This is a genomic window from Ruminococcus sp. OM06-36AC, assembly GCF_003438725.1.
GTDB classification, from domain to species: domain Bacteria; phylum Bacillota; class Clostridia; order Oscillospirales; family Ruminococcaceae; genus Ruminococcus_C; species Ruminococcus_C callidus.
In genome coordinates, this window is sequence record NZ_QSTT01000001.1 from 329,294 (window position 1) to 345,568 (window position 16,275).

Genomic DNA, 16,275 nt, shown 5'->3' on the forward strand with positions numbered 1-16,275 from the left:
AATTCCAAATCTGTTTTTGGAAAATTCCCTTGCATCTCCGTCACAATTATGCTATACTATAAGCAAGCAGGATAGACTGCCTGTTTTCAAACGCGTTTTTATTCTCAGGGCAATGCCGCACAAAGATTGTGTGACAGATGCGTCGTCAAATTTTTCGTCAGATGAAACAAAAAGCGGAGTGAATACTTGCTGTATTCACGAGCATTTTTGTGAAATATGACGGGAAATTTGCAAGCAGATGGCGTGCAAAGTCGCCAGACGCTCTTTGTGCGGTATTGCCTCAGAAAGGAAGTTTTATTATGGGTTTCTTGACCAACAAAACCGCCATTATCACCGGTGCCGGCAGAGCTGTGCTCAGCGACGGCAGATGCGGTTCTATCGGCTATGGCATTGCCACCGCCTATGCCAAAGAAGGTGCCAATCTGGTCATCACCGGACGGAACACACAGAAGCTGGACGCTGCCAAGGAAGAACTGGAACGCCTGTACGGCATTCGTGTTCTGACAGTGCAGGCTGACGTGAACGCCGGTGCGGACAATGCCGCCGTTGTGGAAAATGTGGTACAGCAGGCAGTGAACACCTTCGGGGACATTCACGTGCTCATCAACAACGCACAGGCATCTGCCTCCGGTGTCACGCTGGCAGACCACACCACAGAGCAGTTTGATCTGGCGGTCTACTCCGGTCTGTATGCCACATTCCATTACATGAAAGCCTGCTATCCTTACCTGAAAAAGACACAGGGTTCTGTCATCAACTTCGCCTCCGGTGCCGGCTTGTTCGGCAACTTCGGACAGTGTGCCTACGCCGCAGCCAAAGAGGGCATTCGTGGTCTGACACGTGTTGCCGCTACCGAATGGGGCAGAGATCACATCAATGTCAACATCGTTTGCCCGCTGGCATGGACTGCACAGCTGGAAAACTTCAAGAATGCCTATCCGGACGCATTCGAAAAGAATGTCAAGATGCCACCGGCAGGACATCTGGGCGATGCAGAACTGGAGATCGGTCGGGTCTGCGTTCAGCTGGCTTCTCCGGATTTCAAGTTCATGACCGGCGAAACCATTACACTGGAAGGCGGTCTGGGACTGCGTCCGTAAAGGAAACCGTCACACAACACCATATCCATTCCGGCAGGGGCACACGTCCCTGCCTTTATTTTTTCTTGAACACCAGTCCCATGGTGAACCCGTGCGACTGGCTGTCGTTATAGGTGATGTGGGATTGCTGGATTCGCTCCCGCACATCCTGCAGGTTACTCAGCCGCTTCAGGATCTTCGCCGTGTTCCTGGCATCTGCCAACGCCCCGTGTTCCGTTCCCTCGAAATAGATCTGCATAGAGCCCAGTGCATTGGTCAGGTTCATCTGGCGGGTAAATCCATACATTCTCTGATGCAGTCGCTGCAAGTCCACCCAGTGGGTGTAGAACATATCGTGCAGCGACTGTTCCTTGAGGTCTGCCTCGTTCAGAATTACGTTCTGATCGGAATTGCTCCATGTATAAAACCGGCTGCGACAGTCTGAACCGATCCAGTCTGTAAAGTTCGCCATTGCCTCTGCATAGGACGGAGCCGTTGCCACCGTTTCCTCCGTGATTCCGGTAAGCACTGTCACCCGCGGCAAGACTCTGCTGTACTGCGGCTTGACATAAGTCTGAAACTCCTCCAGAACCGCATTCTGCTCGTTCAGCTTCACCGCACCGATCTCCAGAATCTCACTTCTTGCAACTGCCTGCAAGTCCGGATCTCGAATCGGCGTGAACTCCAGATCCAGAACGATCTTATTTCCCTGCATATGCATTACTTCCCCTTTTTTCACCAATTGGATAATGTCATTATAGCATATCCCAGAAAAGTTGACAATCTATTTTGACATAATTTGCGTTTATTTTGAAAAAATCGGGTGCAGACAAAACATCTGCACCCGATTTCATAGTTTTTGTTTGTTTTTTTATGATTTTTTGTAATTTTACTTACCAAAACAAAATTTTAGTTTTACACTTCCATGGAAAAATACTCTGGAACAAACCGGCTTTTATGCTTGAAAAACTGCCAATGTTTTCCTTACACTAAGCCGCACTCGTCGTAATCTTTCCACTTTTCCTGATTGACATGGCGGCGGTGTGTGGAGAGAGCGTAGACAATGCCTGCCACGCCCACTGCAATGGCAACCAGTACCATCAGTACGCCGCAAAGGGACGACTTTTCTTCTTTCCGTGCTTTCATTCTGCCGCACTCCCTTCTGTTGCAGAAGCGGCATCGGTCTGCCCCATCTCTGCCATTAACCGCTGCAGTTCTGCATCTACGTCCATATCATGCTGCAATTCTGCAAAGGTCTTTTCGTCCTGTGTGCTGCTGGAACCGGCGATCTCGGCAAATGCCTCTGCCTCTGCCTCCTGCCGTGTCACCTTTTCTTCCATGCGGTTGAACTTATCCATGGCACTGGAAGAATCCAGACCGCCCACCGACTGTGCCAGATTCTTCTGGGTCTTTGCCATCTGAGAGCGTGCGATCAGCATTGCCTGACGGCTCTTGGCTTCGTCCAGCTTGGACTTCAGGGTTTCCACCTGTTCCTGTAGCTGTGCCGTCTGGGCAGCGATCTGCTCATACATCTGCTGATACTGCTTGACAGACTCGTCTGCCTTTACCTTATTGGAAAGTGCCTTCTTTGCCAGATCAACTTCGCCGGCATTTAGGGCAGCCTTTGCTTTCATTTCCCAGTCTGCGGAAGTCTTTACCGCATCGTCATACTGCCGCTTGGCAATGCGTTCGCTTGCCTTTGCCTTGCCCAGTGCGGTGGTGGCGTTGCTGACTTCCTTTTGCAGATCCAGAATGATCTGCTTTACCATTTTCTCCGGATCTTCTGCACGATCGATCAGGTCATTGATGTTAGACTTTACGACATCGCCAATTCTTGAAAAAATACCCATATTGTTCCTCCATGCTCTTTGAGCTTCCGCTCGTTATGACTCGTTATGATATGATAGCAGGTTTTGACAGACCCGCCTGTCGGCTTTCTGTGAGGGCTGCCATTGCCATTTTGATATTTCACGTTTCCTATATTATATCGTACTTTTTCCGTCTTGTCAAGAGAAATCTTACAAATCATTTACAAATCCGGCAGTTGTTCCGGCATTTTACCCAGTTTTTTCTGAAAACTGTCCCGATGCTTTTCGCAGGTTTGCGGGATTTCTGTTGAAAATCCTACAAAACGCTTACAATGCAAAAAGGGGTGTGCATCTGCTGCACACCCCTGTACGACGCACCATTTTATACCGTGCTGCCGTCACTTTTTTCAGGACAATACCGCACAAAGATTGTGCGGTATTGCCTCAGGATTCGGCGGAATCTTCCGTGCTGTCCGGCTCTGGCTCCTGCTCCTGCATCTGCTGCAAAATCCGTGCAACCGCGTTGCCGTTCAGTTTCGCGGAAACCTGTAGCTGGCTCATAGCGGTCTTCATCTGCCGTACATCAGAAGCCACCTTGCGGAACTGGTTCAGATCGTCCTGCATGCCGGTCAGGGATTCTGCCAGCTGGTAAAACTTGCGGAACTCCCGTTTCATGTTTTCAATATCCAGCACCATTCTGCCGAGGCTCTCCACCTCTTTTTCCTTTTGCCGCTCCAGTTCTTTTTTCTGTTCTGCCAGTTCTTCCTCCAGACGCTGCACCCGAATTTCCAGTGCCCGATTCTGGATCTCCAGCGTCCGGATCCACGCGGAATACCGGCGGTTGATCTGGTTCTGCCGCATGCCGAACACATGGATCTGATGCGGCCAGACTTTCTGCTTCTGGGTTTCCCATTCTTCTTCCTCGTAGGCATCAGAAGGAAGTGCACTATACCCCAGGTCTTCCTGTCCTGCTTCCGATTCCGGCGTGAGTTCCGAAGCGTCTTTCGGCTCCTCACCCTGTCTTTGTTCCAATTGTTGTGCCATATGCTCTGCCTCCCCTTGGGAATCGTTTCGGAGAAACACAAAATAAAGCCGTCAGGCGAGCTTTATTCCGCATTCCCTCAAATATGCTGTTTCCAGTATTCCAGTGTTTCCGCAATGGTCTGTTCCAGCGGGATCTCCGGCTGCCAGCCGGTGTCTGCCTGTAGCTTGGAAATATCGGCACGGATCACCGGCACTTCCACCGGACGCAGCTTGGAAGGGTCTACCTCCACGGTGATCTCCTTGCCGCTGTGTGCAATGATGCGATCCAGAATCTCCTGAATGACAATGGCTCTGCCACTGCCCACGTTATACACCTCGCCGGACTTGCCGTGCTCGATCAGCAGGCTGTACGCCCGTACTACGTCGCGGACATCGGTGAAGTCCCGTGCCGCCGTCAGATTGCCCACACGCATCACCGGCTCCCGCTTGCCAGCCATGATCTCTGCCACCTGTTTGCAGAAGTCAGAAACCACAAACTGGGGCAGCTGTCGGGGTCCCACATGATTGAACGCCCGTACCATCATCACGTGCATTTCATATGCCTTGGCGTAGAGTGCCCCGAACAGGTTCTGTGCCATTTTGGTAATGGCATAGGGGTTCGCCGGATGCACCGGTGTGGTTTCGCTGACCAGACTGGTATTCGCCGGCAGAATGCCGTATTCCTCACCGGAACCGATCAGCAGAATCTTCGGCGAATAGTCCGGTATGTCCCGCACAGCGTCCAGCACATTCAGGCAGCCGTGAATGTTGATGTCTGCCGTCAGCTGGGGATTTTTCCACGAATACGCCACGGAGCTCTGTGCCGCCAGATGCAGAATCGCGTCCGGCTTGTGCCGCACCAGCAGTGCTTCTACGGCATCTTTGTCCAGAATGTCCAGATTGTACGCCTCGCAGCCTTCCACTTCTACCGTTTCCTTCGGCAGCTTGGTCACAATGGTTTCCCAGCCGCAGTCCTGCAACAGGTGCTCTGCCAGATACCGTCCTACAAATCCGCCGCCGCCAATGATAAGTGCCTTCATGTTCTTTGCCGCCTTTCTGCAATTTCCGCCAGCGTGGCATAGACCTTGTCCACCACGTCTGCCTCCTCATATTCTTCTTCCACCCGTTTTGCCGCTGCCCTGCCATACTGCTCCCGCAGAGCCTTGCCATCTGCCAGCTTCTGTATCGCCTGTGCCAGTGCCGGTACGTCTTCCGGCGGCACGGTGATTCCCGTCACGCCGTCCAGACTGACATGGGGCACACCGGTAGGCAGAGCCGTATTGATGACCGGCTTGCCGTAGACCATGGCCTCCTGCTGCACAATACCAAATGCTTCGCTGTTTGCCGTGGAGGGCAGCACGAAGATGTCACAGTCCGCAAAGGCTGCCCGCAGATCGGCTTCTTCCAGATTCCCGAGGAAATGCACCTGTGCCGCCATGTGGGCGGCCTCTGTGATCTGGTGCAGCTTTTCTTCCATTTCCGGCGTGCCGTGCCCCACGAGGAACAGCTCGCAGCCCTGCACCTGTGCAAACGCATGCAGCAGAACCTCGATGCCCTTATAGTAGACGAACCGTCCCACAAACAGCACCCGCACCGTTTCCGGATCCTGCTGGATCTGCCGCAGAATGGGCTTGCGTTCCACACTGCGGTACGCCTGTACGTCGATGCCATAGGGAATGATACGGCACTTGTCCGCGAACTGGGTCAGAAACGGAGAACTGGTAATGTGTCCCTCCGTTGCCGCAATGATGCAGTCTGCACGGCGGAGAAACCGCATCAGCAGCGGCTTATAGAACCGGAGCAGCGTTTTCTGCCGCACCACATCGCTGTGCCATGCGATCACAACACCGCCGCGATAGCCCGACAGCAGACACGCCAGATCTGCCAGCGGAAACGGCACGTGGAATTCCACCACGTCTGCCCACTTCGCCAGCTTCCGGAACTGCCGCAAAAAAGAAAAGGAAATGGGACAGGAAAAGTATGTGCCCAAGCTAGACGCATAGTGCACCGGAACACCCTCTACAACGCGATCCTCGCCCCTGCCCTTTTCCTGACAAACCAGCACCTGCACTTCCGCACGCTTTTGCAGTTCTCTGGAAAATGTCCGCACCAGACTTTCAATTCCGCCGATATGGGGATAATATGCTTTATTTACCTGCAAAATCCGCAGTTTTCTCTGCTCACTCACGGCAAGCCTCCTGATACACCGCGTACAGCTGTTCCGCAGAACGCTCCCACGTGAACTGTGCCGCACGTTTCGGACCAGCTTCCCGCAGCTTCTGCCGCAGGGCTTCGTCGGTGTACAGCTGTTCCAGACCGGCGGCAATGCTCTCCGGCGAATAGGGGTCTGCCACAACGGCATCTTCTCCCACTACCTCCGGCAGCGATGCCGCGTGGGTAGTCAGCACCGGCACACCGCATGCCATTGCCTCCAGCGGCGGCAGACCAAAGCCCTCGTAGATCGACGGGAACACAAACGCCAGTGCCCCGCACATCAGCGGGCAGATCTCCTCGTCCGGTACATACTCCGTGAACTTCACCAGATCACCCAGCCCCAGTTCTTCCACCTTTTTGTAGATGCCGCTGTCCAGCCAGCCCTTGCCGCCGGCAAGCACCAGATACGGCGGGGCAGTCTTGCCCTGACGGAACTGGTCATAGGCAGCGATCAGCCGTTCCAGATTCTTTCGCGGCTCCACGGTACCCAGATAGAGGAAATATTCCCGATCAATGCCGTATTTGTCCCTGACCGCCTGTATCGTTGCCGCATCTTCCACGGGGTGGAAACGTTCGGTGTTCACGCCGCAGTATACCACCCGAATCTTATCCGCAAACTGCGGGAAATAGCGAATGATCTCCTGCTTGGAAAATTCCGAATCCGTCACAATGCGGGTGGCACGCTTCATGGATTTTTTCAGTCCGGTATCCAGCATATACCGCGTTCTGCCGCGAACCGTTTCCGGAAACGTCTTGTACACCATGTCGTGGACAGTGACCACGGTCTTTCCTGCCACCTTGGGCGGAACGATATAGTTGAAAAAGTGGGTGACTTCCGCCTTGTCCCCGAAGTAATGCCGATAGGATATGGGCAGAAAGTTGGACACCAGCCGATAGACATAGCCGGACGCTTTCGCCCAGTGGGGCTGCACATTTTCCCGCAGATAGGGCTGGAGCCGCTGGATCTTGATCTCCTCATTCTTGCGGGAGAAAAATTGCAGCAAAAATTCGTCGTCAGGGTACATCTTGGACAGAGCCTGAATCTGCCCCGCTTCACAATAGCCAATTCCCGTCATGCGGCAGCCGATCAGCGGCAGTACATCAAATGCAATGTGCACTCCGTATTCCTCCTTCAGAACCGGTGGGCATAGCCGACCGCACCGTTTTTTTCCGGCAGCACTGTACCAAGTCTGTGCAGTATTGCCTTAGTTCATGATATGGAAACAAGGGCAGAGAAACTCTGCCCCTGTTTGATTGGTTTCGATAATATCGTTTATCCTAAGGAAACACTGAATAAAGCCCGCCTGACGGCTTTGCACGCAATCTGCGTGCAGATTTTCCGTCATATTGCCCAGAAATCCCTTGCCATACATCCAGTATGCCTGCGGAATTTCTATGCAATCTGCCGAAAAATCTGACTACGCATCTTACGCACAAGCTTTATGCAGTGTTTCCCTAATGACACGCTTATACGTTCTGGCACTTCAGTTCGTGTTCTACCAGAGCCAGATCGTTCTTTACCATACGCTCTACCAGATCGGAGAAAGAGATCTCACGCTTCCAGCCCAGAACAGATTCTGCCTTTGCCGGATTACCCAGCAGAACGTCTACTTCTGCCGGACGGAAGAACTTCTTGTTGACGGAAACGATGGTCTTGCCGGTAGCCTTGTCGATACCGATCTCGTCTACGCCGCTGCCCTGCCACTCTACAGTGATGCCTGCGTGTGCAAAAGCAGTTTCTACGAATTCCCGAACGGTGCGGGTTTCGTTGGTAGCGATAACATAGTCGTCCGGCTTGTCCTGCTGCAGCATCAGCCACATCGCACGAACATAGTCCTTGGAGTGACCCCAGTCACGCTTGGAATCCATGTTGCCCAGTTCTACATGATCCAGCACGCCGAACTTGATTCTTGCAACAGCGTCTGTGATCTTACGGGTAACGAATTCCAGACCGCGGCGTTCCGATTCATGGTTGAACAGGATACCGGAGCATGCGAACAGACCGTAGCTTTCACGATAGTTCTTGGTGATCCAGTGACCATACAGCTTTGCAACGCCGTACGGGCTTCTCGGATAGAACGGTGTCTTTTCGGTCTGCGGCATTTCCTGTACCAGACCGAACATTTCAGAAGTGGAAGCCTGATAGAAGCGGCATTCCGGCTTTACCGAACGGATCGCTTCCAGCATGTTGGTAACGCCCAGAGCGTCGATCTCTGCGGTAGCCAGCGGCTGTTCCCAGCTGGTTGCTACGAAAGACTGTGCAGCCAGATTGTACACTTCGTCTGCCTGAGAGATCCGCATTGCGGAGATCAGGGAGATCACGTCCGTCATATCTGCATAGATGAAGTGGATCTTGTCCTTGATGTGCTCTACGTTGCCGTAATCCACAACGCTCTTACGACGCATAATGCCGTATACTTCATAGCCCTGCTCCAGCAGCAGTTCTGCCAGATAGGAGCCGTCCTGTCCTGTGATACCTGTAATCAGTGCATGTTTGCTCATAGTAATTTCTTTTCCTTTCTATATATCAGAAATCGTCGGTTTTGCTTTTGACGATTTCGATTTATGGCAATACCGCACAAAGATTGTGCGACAGATGCGTCGTCAAATTTTTCGTCAGATGAAACAAAAAGCGGAGTGAATACTTGCTGTATTCACGAGCATTTTTGTGAAATATGAGAGTCTGCTTCGTATCTGACGTATGCAGATTGCGTTGTCAGATTTTTTGAGAGATGAAGGGAAAAACGGAGAAAATCCTTTGTGGATTTTCGAGTATTTTCCCGAAATATCTCGGAAAATATGCACGCAAGATGCATGCGGGAAGATACGAAACAGGCTCTGAAGAGAAATTTGCAAGCAGATGGCGTGCAAAGTCGCCAGACGCTCTTTGTGCGGTGTTGCCTTATACCAACTGGTTCCGGTTGCAGATCTTCAGATTTTCGATGACCTTCTTTACGTCCTGTGTGCTGTCCTTGGCACAGATCAGAACGGCATCGTCAGTGTCTACCACGATCAGATCTTCCACGCCCACTGCTGCGATCAGACGCTTGCCGCCGCAAATGGTGCTGCGTTCGGTGCCGATCGTGATGACATCGCCCTCGATATAGTTGCCGTATTCATTGGTGGAGTTGATGCGTTCCACTGCCAGCCAGTTTCCCACATCGTCCCAGCCGAAGCTGCCCGGCAGAGTGTAGATGTTCTCTGCCTTTTCCATGACACCGAAGTCAATGGACTCGCTGCGGAATGCGTGGTACTCGGTTTCCAGCACTGACGGGAATTCTGCAGTTCCCACAGCCGCTTCAATGCGTTCCAGACCAGCGTAGATGTCCGGCATCAGGGATTCCAGATTTGCCAGAATGGACGATGCTTTCCAGACGAACATGCCGCTGTTCCAGAGGTACCGGTGAGAAGCCAGATACTGCTTTGCAGTTTCCAGATCCGGCTTTTCTACGAAACGTTCTACCCGATAAACGCCAGCCATGCCCAGATCGGTGTCCCGTTCGAAATTGATGTAGCCGTAGCCGGTTTCCGGATAGGTCGGTGTAATGCCGATGGTCACCAGATTCTGATCCTTTTCTGCCACTGCCACTGCCTGCCGCAGGGTGTCCACATACATTTCCTCATAGCGGATCAGGTGGTCAGAGGGCAGCACCAGCATCATTGCCTCGCCGTACTTCTTGCGAATCACAGCGGCAGCCAGACCGATACAGGGAGCTGTATTTCTGGCACAGGGCTCCAGCAGGATATTTTCCTCCGGCAGCTGGGGCAGCTGTTCCTTTACCAGTGCGGCATAGCTGACATTGGTCACCACAAACACGTCGTCCATTGCCACCATTGGCAGCAGACGCTTGACGGTTTTCTGGATCATGGTTTCTCCATCCTTGGTCAGAGAGAGAAACTGCTTGGGATAATTGCCACGGCTCTTGGGCCAGAAACGTTCGCCTCTGCCGCCTGCCATGATTACTGCGGTCACTTTCATGAGTGATCTCCTTTCTCTTGTTCCTGCTCCTGCATCTGCTCCTCCTGATACAGCAGTTCCTGTACATCGTGAGCATTGGCTTCCTCGTTGGTTTCACCGGGGAACAGGGCAGTTTTCAGTGTCATCAGAATGATACGCAGGTCCAGAAAAATGGAATAGTTCTCGATATACATGAGATCCATTTTCAATTTATCATAGGGCAGGGTATCATACAGACCGGTGACCTGTGCATAACCAGTCAGTCCTGCCTTTACCTGAAGCCGGAACTCGAATTCCGGCATGGTTTTCTCGTATTCCTCCGCCAGTTCCGGACGCTCCGGACGGGGGCCCACCACAGACATATCGCCGCGGAGGATATTGATCAGCTGGGGCAGTTCGTCCAGACGGCACTTCCGCAGAATCCGTCCCACCCGTGTGATACGGCTGTCGTTTTCCTTTGCCAGCTGCGGGCCAGCCTTTTCAGCGTTGACCACCATGCTGCGGAATTTGTACACGTAAAATTCCTTGCCGTGATAGGTCAGCCGCTTTTGTTTGAACAGCACCGGACCGCCGTCGTCCAGCTTAATGGCAATGGCGGACAGCAGCATCAGCGGGGACAGCAGTATCAGAAAGACCACTGCAAAAACAAGGTCGAAGATGCGCTTTCCCAGCCGCTGTTCAAATGTCAGCCCATAGTTCCGGCACAGCAGCAGCGGCGTATCAAACAGCCGGATCTCCTCTGCCCCTCTCAGGATAATATCCGAAATTTTCGGGGCAATATACGCCCGCACATTCTGGGCGAAGCAATATTTGATAAGATCGTTCCGCAGCTTTCCGGAAACCTCACAGAGGATAATACCCTCGTACCGTGCAATTGCCTCCTGAATCTCCTCCGGCGGTGCGTTGGCACTGACGGATTCACAGATCATATACTTGTCCACGCGGCGGCTCATTTTCAGCACCAGCTCCGCGGCATTCCGGTCGCCGTAGATGACTACCAGCTTTCGCGGCGGGTACAGCCGGAAACATAAGCGATTGGTCAGCACGATCCACAAAATCAGCACCGCCAGATCGGCAATGGTCAATAGGATCATCGGCACTGCCGCAGAAAAATCACGGTTGACAACGCTGATCTGGAAATAGGTCACCACATTGACACAGAAGATCGACAGCGTCTGGGAGTAGAACATGTCCGTTCGCTTGAGGTAGCCGATCTTCAGCCCGCCAAATGACTTGGCGAACAGCAGAACCAGCACCACATAGATCAGGATCATGACCCAGTTGCCGCGGCGATAGAACGGCAGCAAAATGGCATCGCTGTAGCTTTCATACCACACCCATGCAAAGCCGGCGGCATACAACCCCACCAGCAGCACCGCTGCAAAAAATGAAAAGATCCGTTTGAACTGATCTCGGTTATAGTTTTTTTTCATCATATTCTCACAGCACATTTCTGTGCTGACATGCTTTCCTTTCCACAGGATCCGCCGGAAGAATTCCGGCAAAACTGCATCTTAGCACTGCACGAAGCAGACACCGCAGCACACGCTTTTATTATAACAGAGGGTACACCACTTTGTCAAGTATTTTCCATATAGTGCAATGTTTTCTGCTTCTGTTTCGTGCTTTTTTTGCACAAAATGACGATTTGTGCAGAGCAGCACCTGAAATTTCTGCCGTCAACCGCAAAATGCACACAGACATTCCGCCTGTGTGCACTGCAAAGAAGACTGCTGAAGATCACTTGTGAAACTCTAATTTAAGAGCCGGAGTTGTTCGAATTCGGCATTTCCGGCGGTGTGCCGCCCTGTCCGCCGTTTGGTGCACCATTGGGAGCACCGCCCCGTCCGCCGCCGGCAGGTGCTCCGCCGTTCATGCTGCCGGTGCCGCCGTTTGCTGTGACCTCTGTGCCGCCGCTGACAGAGCCGCCTTCTCCATAGCCGTCCTCGTTGAGGGTGCCGTCATAGGTGCCGCCGGTAACAATGGTATAGTCGGCGGAATCGCTGTCGCCAATGCCATAGATCACATCGGAAACGGCTTTCGGGGACTGCAATGTTGCAAGAACCGTACCGTTCTTGTCCACAATGCTGATCTGTTCCCCTGCTGCGGCATTGCAGTTGGTGGCGATCAGACAGCCGCTTTCCGGATACTCCATCATGCCCTTGCTGGACAGTGCCAGCAGGGTGCCGCCGGTATAGGTCATGTTGCCGTCTGCGTCCAGCGAGCCGTCACCGCCGCTGGTGGGGCCGCATACCAGCAGAGTGCCGCCGGACATCTCCCATGTGCTGTTGGAGTCTACGCCGTCACCGGAAGCGTTGACGTAGATATAACCACCGGTAATGGTCATGGCATAAGAGCCGCTGTCAGAACCGCCGGTGTTCAGCCCGTCATCTGATGCGTCCAGAATCCGGACATTGCCGCCGCTGATGGTCATTTCCGCCTTGGATTCCACACCCTCGGTACAGCTGTGAATCGTAATATCCCCGCCGGAAATTTCCAGATCGCCGTGGCTGCTGATGCCCTTGTTGTCGGAGGTGATTTCCAGCGTGGTGCCGGAGAACACTGCCGTTCCTGCCGCATGTACAGCGTGGTCGGTGGAATCAATGGTGCAGCTGCCGCCGCTCATGGTCAGGTTGCCGCCGCACTTGATGCCCTTGCTGGTGGCATCTTCCGCAGCAGTGGTCATGGCAGCTGCCGCAGATGCTCCTGCGTCTGTGGAGGAATCTGCGATGGTCTGCATGGCTGCTGCCGGAATCGCACTGGCATCACTGGCAGCGACGTTCTGGCGGTTGTCTGCATTGTCGGGCGGTGTATTGCCGTTACCGCCGAAATTGCCGCCGCCAAAGGTTTCGCCGTCCGGCAGCTCCGGCGGGTTTCCAGAGGGTGCCTCTCCGGAGGGCATGTCACCGGAAGGCGGATTGCCGCCGCCGAAGTTGTTCGGCTGGAAATCGTCCTGTGCAGAAGCGGCAACTGTACCGGTGGTGGTAATGGTCACAGCACCGCCGGAAACTGTCAGGTCGCCGTCTGCCTGAATGCCGTCCTCGGCACTGGTCACATCTACTTCTCCTGCCTGTAACTCCAGCGAACCGGTGCAGTTCACGCCGTCTTCTGCGGCATCAATGGTCAGCTTGCCGCCGGCAATTTCCACATCGCCGCCACAGTGGATTCCCTTACCGCTGTTGGCTTCGCCGGTTTCCGTATTCACAGCCGTACCGCTGCTGGTCAGATGATACGTACCGTCTGCGATCCACACCAGCGTTTCCGCCTGCAAACAGTCGCCGCCAGCCTGTACTGTTGCACTGCCCTGCTCCAGCTGGAGAAAGCCCTTGGTGTCGTCGTTGGATTCTGTGGACTTGATGCCGTCATTGCCGGCGGTGACGTTCAGGTCTGCCCCGAACATTGCCACGCAGTCCTTGCCCTTTACGCCGTCCTGTGCAGCTTCTACGGTGATCGTACCATTCACCAGCTTCAGGTCGTCCTTGCAGACGATGCCGTCCACGCTGCTGCCTGTGACAGTCAGGCTGCCGCTGCCGTTGATCGTCAGTTTATCCTGTGCAAACAGGGCACAGGCGGAAACGTTGCAGCCGTTGATCTCTGTATCGGCGTTGTCCGCACTGTCTGTCAAAGTGTTCTGTGAACCTTTCGCCAGTGACAGAATGGTGCGTTTTTCGTTGGTGCAGACCAGAGCCGGTCCGGAGGGACTGGTGATCTCCACACCGTCCAGATACAGCTTGACTTTTTCCGAGCCGGTCACAAGGACTTGTCCCTTGGTCAGCTTGCCGCTGAGCCGGTAGGTGCCGCCGGCGGAAATGGTGATGCAGTTGTCCTTGACGGAAACCGCCTTGGTATTGCCTTTCACCTTGGTGTTGCCGTCCTCCAGCGTGATCTCTGCATCAAATGCGTCATAGTTGTCGCAGAGGTCATCTTCATCTGTGGTCACGCCGGCTTCGCCGGACTGTATCGCCGAAAGGCTCTGTCCGACGGCAGCTTCTGCTGTGTCGTTGTCGTCCAGCGTGGTAGTCTGTGCAGTGCTGCTGCCGCTGTCTGTGCCGGACGAGTTGGTGTTCTGTGCACAGCCGGTGCAGGTAATCATTGCCGCTACCGCCATGCTCATTGCCCAGGCAAATATTTTCTTTTGCATGATACGCACGCTCCTTTTTGATTCTGGTACCCCATGGTGTGAATTTGTCATGTGTAAAACTCCTCGATATGTGATACCCAATTCCCCAAGCGTGGTTTTGATCTCTGTTTCTATACTGTATTATCGCATACGTTTATGGAAACTGCGTGAAAATCCTGCGTGAAGCTGCAAAAAGCTGCGTGGAAGAAACTTCCGCATTTCAACGGGCAACAGAAAAACGCCCGACAGAATCTGCCGGACGCTTTCCCGAAAAATAATAAGGAGAATGTATGAAAAAACAAGATGTCAAGAATGTTGGAGCAACGCCGCACAAAGCCTATGCATCAGATGCTTTGTTTGATGCTGCATCAAGAACGCAGATCAGTTATTTTCTGTCTGCTGCACTTCTGCCAGTGTCACGTCAACCTTTTTGGTTTCGCCGGCACGGACATAAGTCAGCGTGATCGTATCCCCAGCCTTGTACTGGTTCTTGACTGCGTTCAGTTCTTCTGTGGTGCTGATCGTCTGATCCTGAATGCCGGTGATAACATCACCCGGCTGTAAACCAGCCTGATCGGCTGCACCGCCGGCGGTCACGCTAAAGATATAGGCACCCACCGGAATATTGTAAGCCTGTGAAACCGCTTCTGTCACGTCCTGACAGGAGATGCCCAGCTGCGGGCGGCCGGTCACATAGCCATAGTTGATCAAATCATCGACAATGCTCTTTGCCTCCGACATCGGAATTGCAAAGCCAATGCCCTCTACTGTCGCTTCACCGGAATAGGTGCTGGACATTTTGGCGGAGTTGATACCGATCACCTGACCAGAGCTGTTGATCAGCGGACCGCCGGAGTTACCGTTGTTGATGGCGGTATCCGTCTGGATCAGCGTCATGGTGTTGTCGTTAATGGTAACCTTCCGATCCAGTGCGGAGATAATGCCGCAGGTTACGGTGTTTTGGAACTGCAGACCCAGCGGGTTACCGATTGCCACAACCATTTCACCGACTTCACAGCTGCTGCTGTCGCCGAATTCTGCGGGAGTCAGGTTGTCTGCATCGATTTTCAACACAGCAATATCCGCTTCCTTGTCGTATGCCACGATTCTGGCATCATAAGTGGTTTCCTCGTCAGACATCTGGATCTGTACGGAAGAAGCTTCGCCATAACCGTATTCGTCATCGTAAATAACGTGGGCGTTGGTGACAATATAGCCGTCCTTCGACATGATGATGCCGGTGCCGACGCCAGTCATACCCTGCGAACCGTTGTTGCCCTGCGAGCCGTAGCCGAAGAAGCCGCCGTAGCCGTTCATGGGGTTATTGTTGCTGCCGTTGGACGAGGAGAAAGTGGACTGTACGCCGACAACCGACGGTGTCACTTTCTTTACAATATCCGCTACCGACATGGAACCGTTGGTAGAAGCCAGCTGAATCCAACTCTGACTGGAGTCGCTCTTTTTGGAAGAACTGCTGTCGCCGGTGCTGCTTTCTGCGGCAGAACTGTCGTTGCTTGCAACGATCGAACTGCTGTTGTCCGCATTTGAGGAACGAATGCCCTCATAGACACCGATCGAACCGCCGGACACCAGAACCATTGCCAGCACAAACGCTGCCACTTTCAGTCCGGTATGCTTTTTCTTCGGCTTCTTGTTGGGGTCGCCGCCGTTGGGATCGGAGTAGTAGTTTACATAAGAGTAGCCGCCGTTGTTGCCGCTGCCGCCGTTTCCGGTGGGAGTGGTCTGACCGCCTGCCGGATTGTTATAGGCAGAGCCGGCAGCGTTCTGCTGCTGGTATGCACCGCTGTGCACTGCCTCGTCCTGATGCGGTGTGGTGTTGCGGTAGTAACCGTTCTGATATGCATACGGATTTGCCGCACCGTTGACACCGGAACCGGCATTTCCTGCCGGAGCCGCGGTATTTGCAGCACCGCTGTTGTTGGTGGTATTGTCGGCATTCTGTGCCGCACCATTCTCATTCCATTGTGCATTGTTTTTGTTTTCGAAGTCAGCCATAATACTCTTCCTTTCTATCGTGAACCGCTTGTTTTCTGCGGTATGTGTTCTTCGCTT

13 protein-coding genes are annotated in these 16,275 nt (G+C 53.4%); 1 reads left to right on the forward strand and 12 read right to left on the reverse strand.

Annotated features, from left to right (window positions below; genetic code table 11):
• Positions 1–299: 299 nt before the first annotated feature.
• Positions 300–1,100, forward strand: a complete 801-nt coding sequence (locus DXB92_RS01460) for an SDR family oxidoreductase (protein ID WP_117731982.1) — start codon at positions 300–302, stop codon at positions 1,098–1,100.
• Between the two features lie 55 nt (positions 1,101–1,155).
• On the opposite strand, the gene DXB92_RS01465 is transcribed toward DXB92_RS01460, so the two are convergent.
• The 12 genes from DXB92_RS01465 to DXB92_RS01515 all read right to left on the reverse strand — a co-directional run bounded on the left by DXB92_RS01465 (position 1,156) and on the right by DXB92_RS01515 (position 16,218).
• Positions 1,156–1,794 carry a 3'-5' exonuclease gene (locus tag DXB92_RS01465; RefSeq protein ID WP_051343856.1) on the reverse strand — a complete coding sequence of 213 codons (639 nt, stop codon included), beginning with the start codon at positions 1,792–1,794 and terminating at the stop codon, positions 1,156–1,158.
• A gap of 269 nt (positions 1,795–2,063) precedes the next feature.
• Positions 2,064–2,225, reverse strand: coding sequence for a hypothetical protein (locus DXB92_RS13420; RefSeq protein ID WP_021683258.1), 162 nt, complete (start codon positions 2,223–2,225; stop codon positions 2,064–2,066).
• Complete coding sequence (locus tag DXB92_RS01470) at positions 2,222–2,929, reverse strand: PspA/IM30 family protein (RefSeq protein WP_021683257.1); 708 nt, start codon at positions 2,927–2,929, stop codon at positions 2,222–2,224. The genes DXB92_RS13420 and DXB92_RS01470 overlap by 4 nt, the downstream gene beginning before the upstream one ends.
• A 402-nt stretch (positions 2,930–3,331) precedes the next feature.
• Positions 3,332–3,931: a hypothetical protein gene (locus tag DXB92_RS01475; protein ID WP_040648171.1), complete on the reverse strand. Its 600-nt coding sequence runs from the start codon at positions 3,929–3,931 to the stop codon at positions 3,332–3,334.
• A 77-nt stretch (positions 3,932–4,008) separates the two neighbouring features.
• Positions 4,009–4,950 (reverse strand): GDP-mannose 4,6-dehydratase, encoded by a 942-nt coding sequence (locus DXB92_RS01480; protein WP_117731984.1) that lies wholly within the window; start codon positions 4,948–4,950, stop codon positions 4,009–4,011.
• The gene (locus DXB92_RS01485; protein WP_117731986.1) at positions 4,947–6,098 is read right to left on the reverse strand and encodes a glycosyltransferase; all 1,152 of its coding nucleotides are present in this window, start codon (positions 6,096–6,098) and stop codon (positions 4,947–4,949) included. The genes DXB92_RS01480 and DXB92_RS01485 overlap by 4 nt, the downstream gene beginning before the upstream one ends.
• Positions 6,091–7,242, reverse strand: coding sequence for a glycosyltransferase family 1 protein (locus DXB92_RS01490; RefSeq protein ID WP_117731988.1), 1,152 nt, complete (start codon positions 7,240–7,242; stop codon positions 6,091–6,093). The genes DXB92_RS01485 and DXB92_RS01490 overlap by 8 nt, the downstream gene beginning before the upstream one ends.
• Positions 7,243–7,591: 349 nt before the next feature.
• Positions 7,592–8,626, reverse strand: a complete 1,035-nt coding sequence (gene gmd, locus DXB92_RS01495) for a GDP-mannose 4,6-dehydratase (protein ID WP_021683250.1) — start codon at positions 8,624–8,626, stop codon at positions 7,592–7,594.
• Positions 8,627–9,026: 400 nt separating this feature from the next.
• On the reverse strand, positions 9,027–10,103 hold the full coding sequence (locus DXB92_RS01500) for a mannose-1-phosphate guanylyltransferase (RefSeq protein ID WP_021681775.1): 1,077 nt from the start codon (positions 10,101–10,103) through the stop codon (positions 9,027–9,029).
• Positions 10,100–11,518, reverse strand: a complete 1,419-nt coding sequence (locus DXB92_RS01505) for a sugar transferase (protein WP_242986580.1) — start codon at positions 11,516–11,518, stop codon at positions 10,100–10,102. Before DXB92_RS01505 ends, DXB92_RS01500 begins: the two co-directional genes overlap by 4 nt.
• A 323-nt stretch (positions 11,519–11,841) precedes the next feature.
• Positions 11,842–14,223 carry a carbohydrate-binding domain-containing protein gene (locus DXB92_RS01510; protein ID WP_181976844.1) on the reverse strand — a complete coding sequence of 794 codons (2,382 nt, stop codon included), beginning with the start codon at positions 14,221–14,223 and terminating at the stop codon, positions 11,842–11,844.
• Positions 14,224–14,583: 360 nt separating this feature from the next.
• Complete coding sequence (locus tag DXB92_RS01515; RefSeq protein WP_117731994.1) at positions 14,584–16,218, reverse strand: trypsin-like peptidase domain-containing protein; 1,635 nt, start codon at positions 16,216–16,218, stop codon at positions 14,584–14,586.
• Positions 16,219–16,275: the final 57 nt, after the last annotated feature.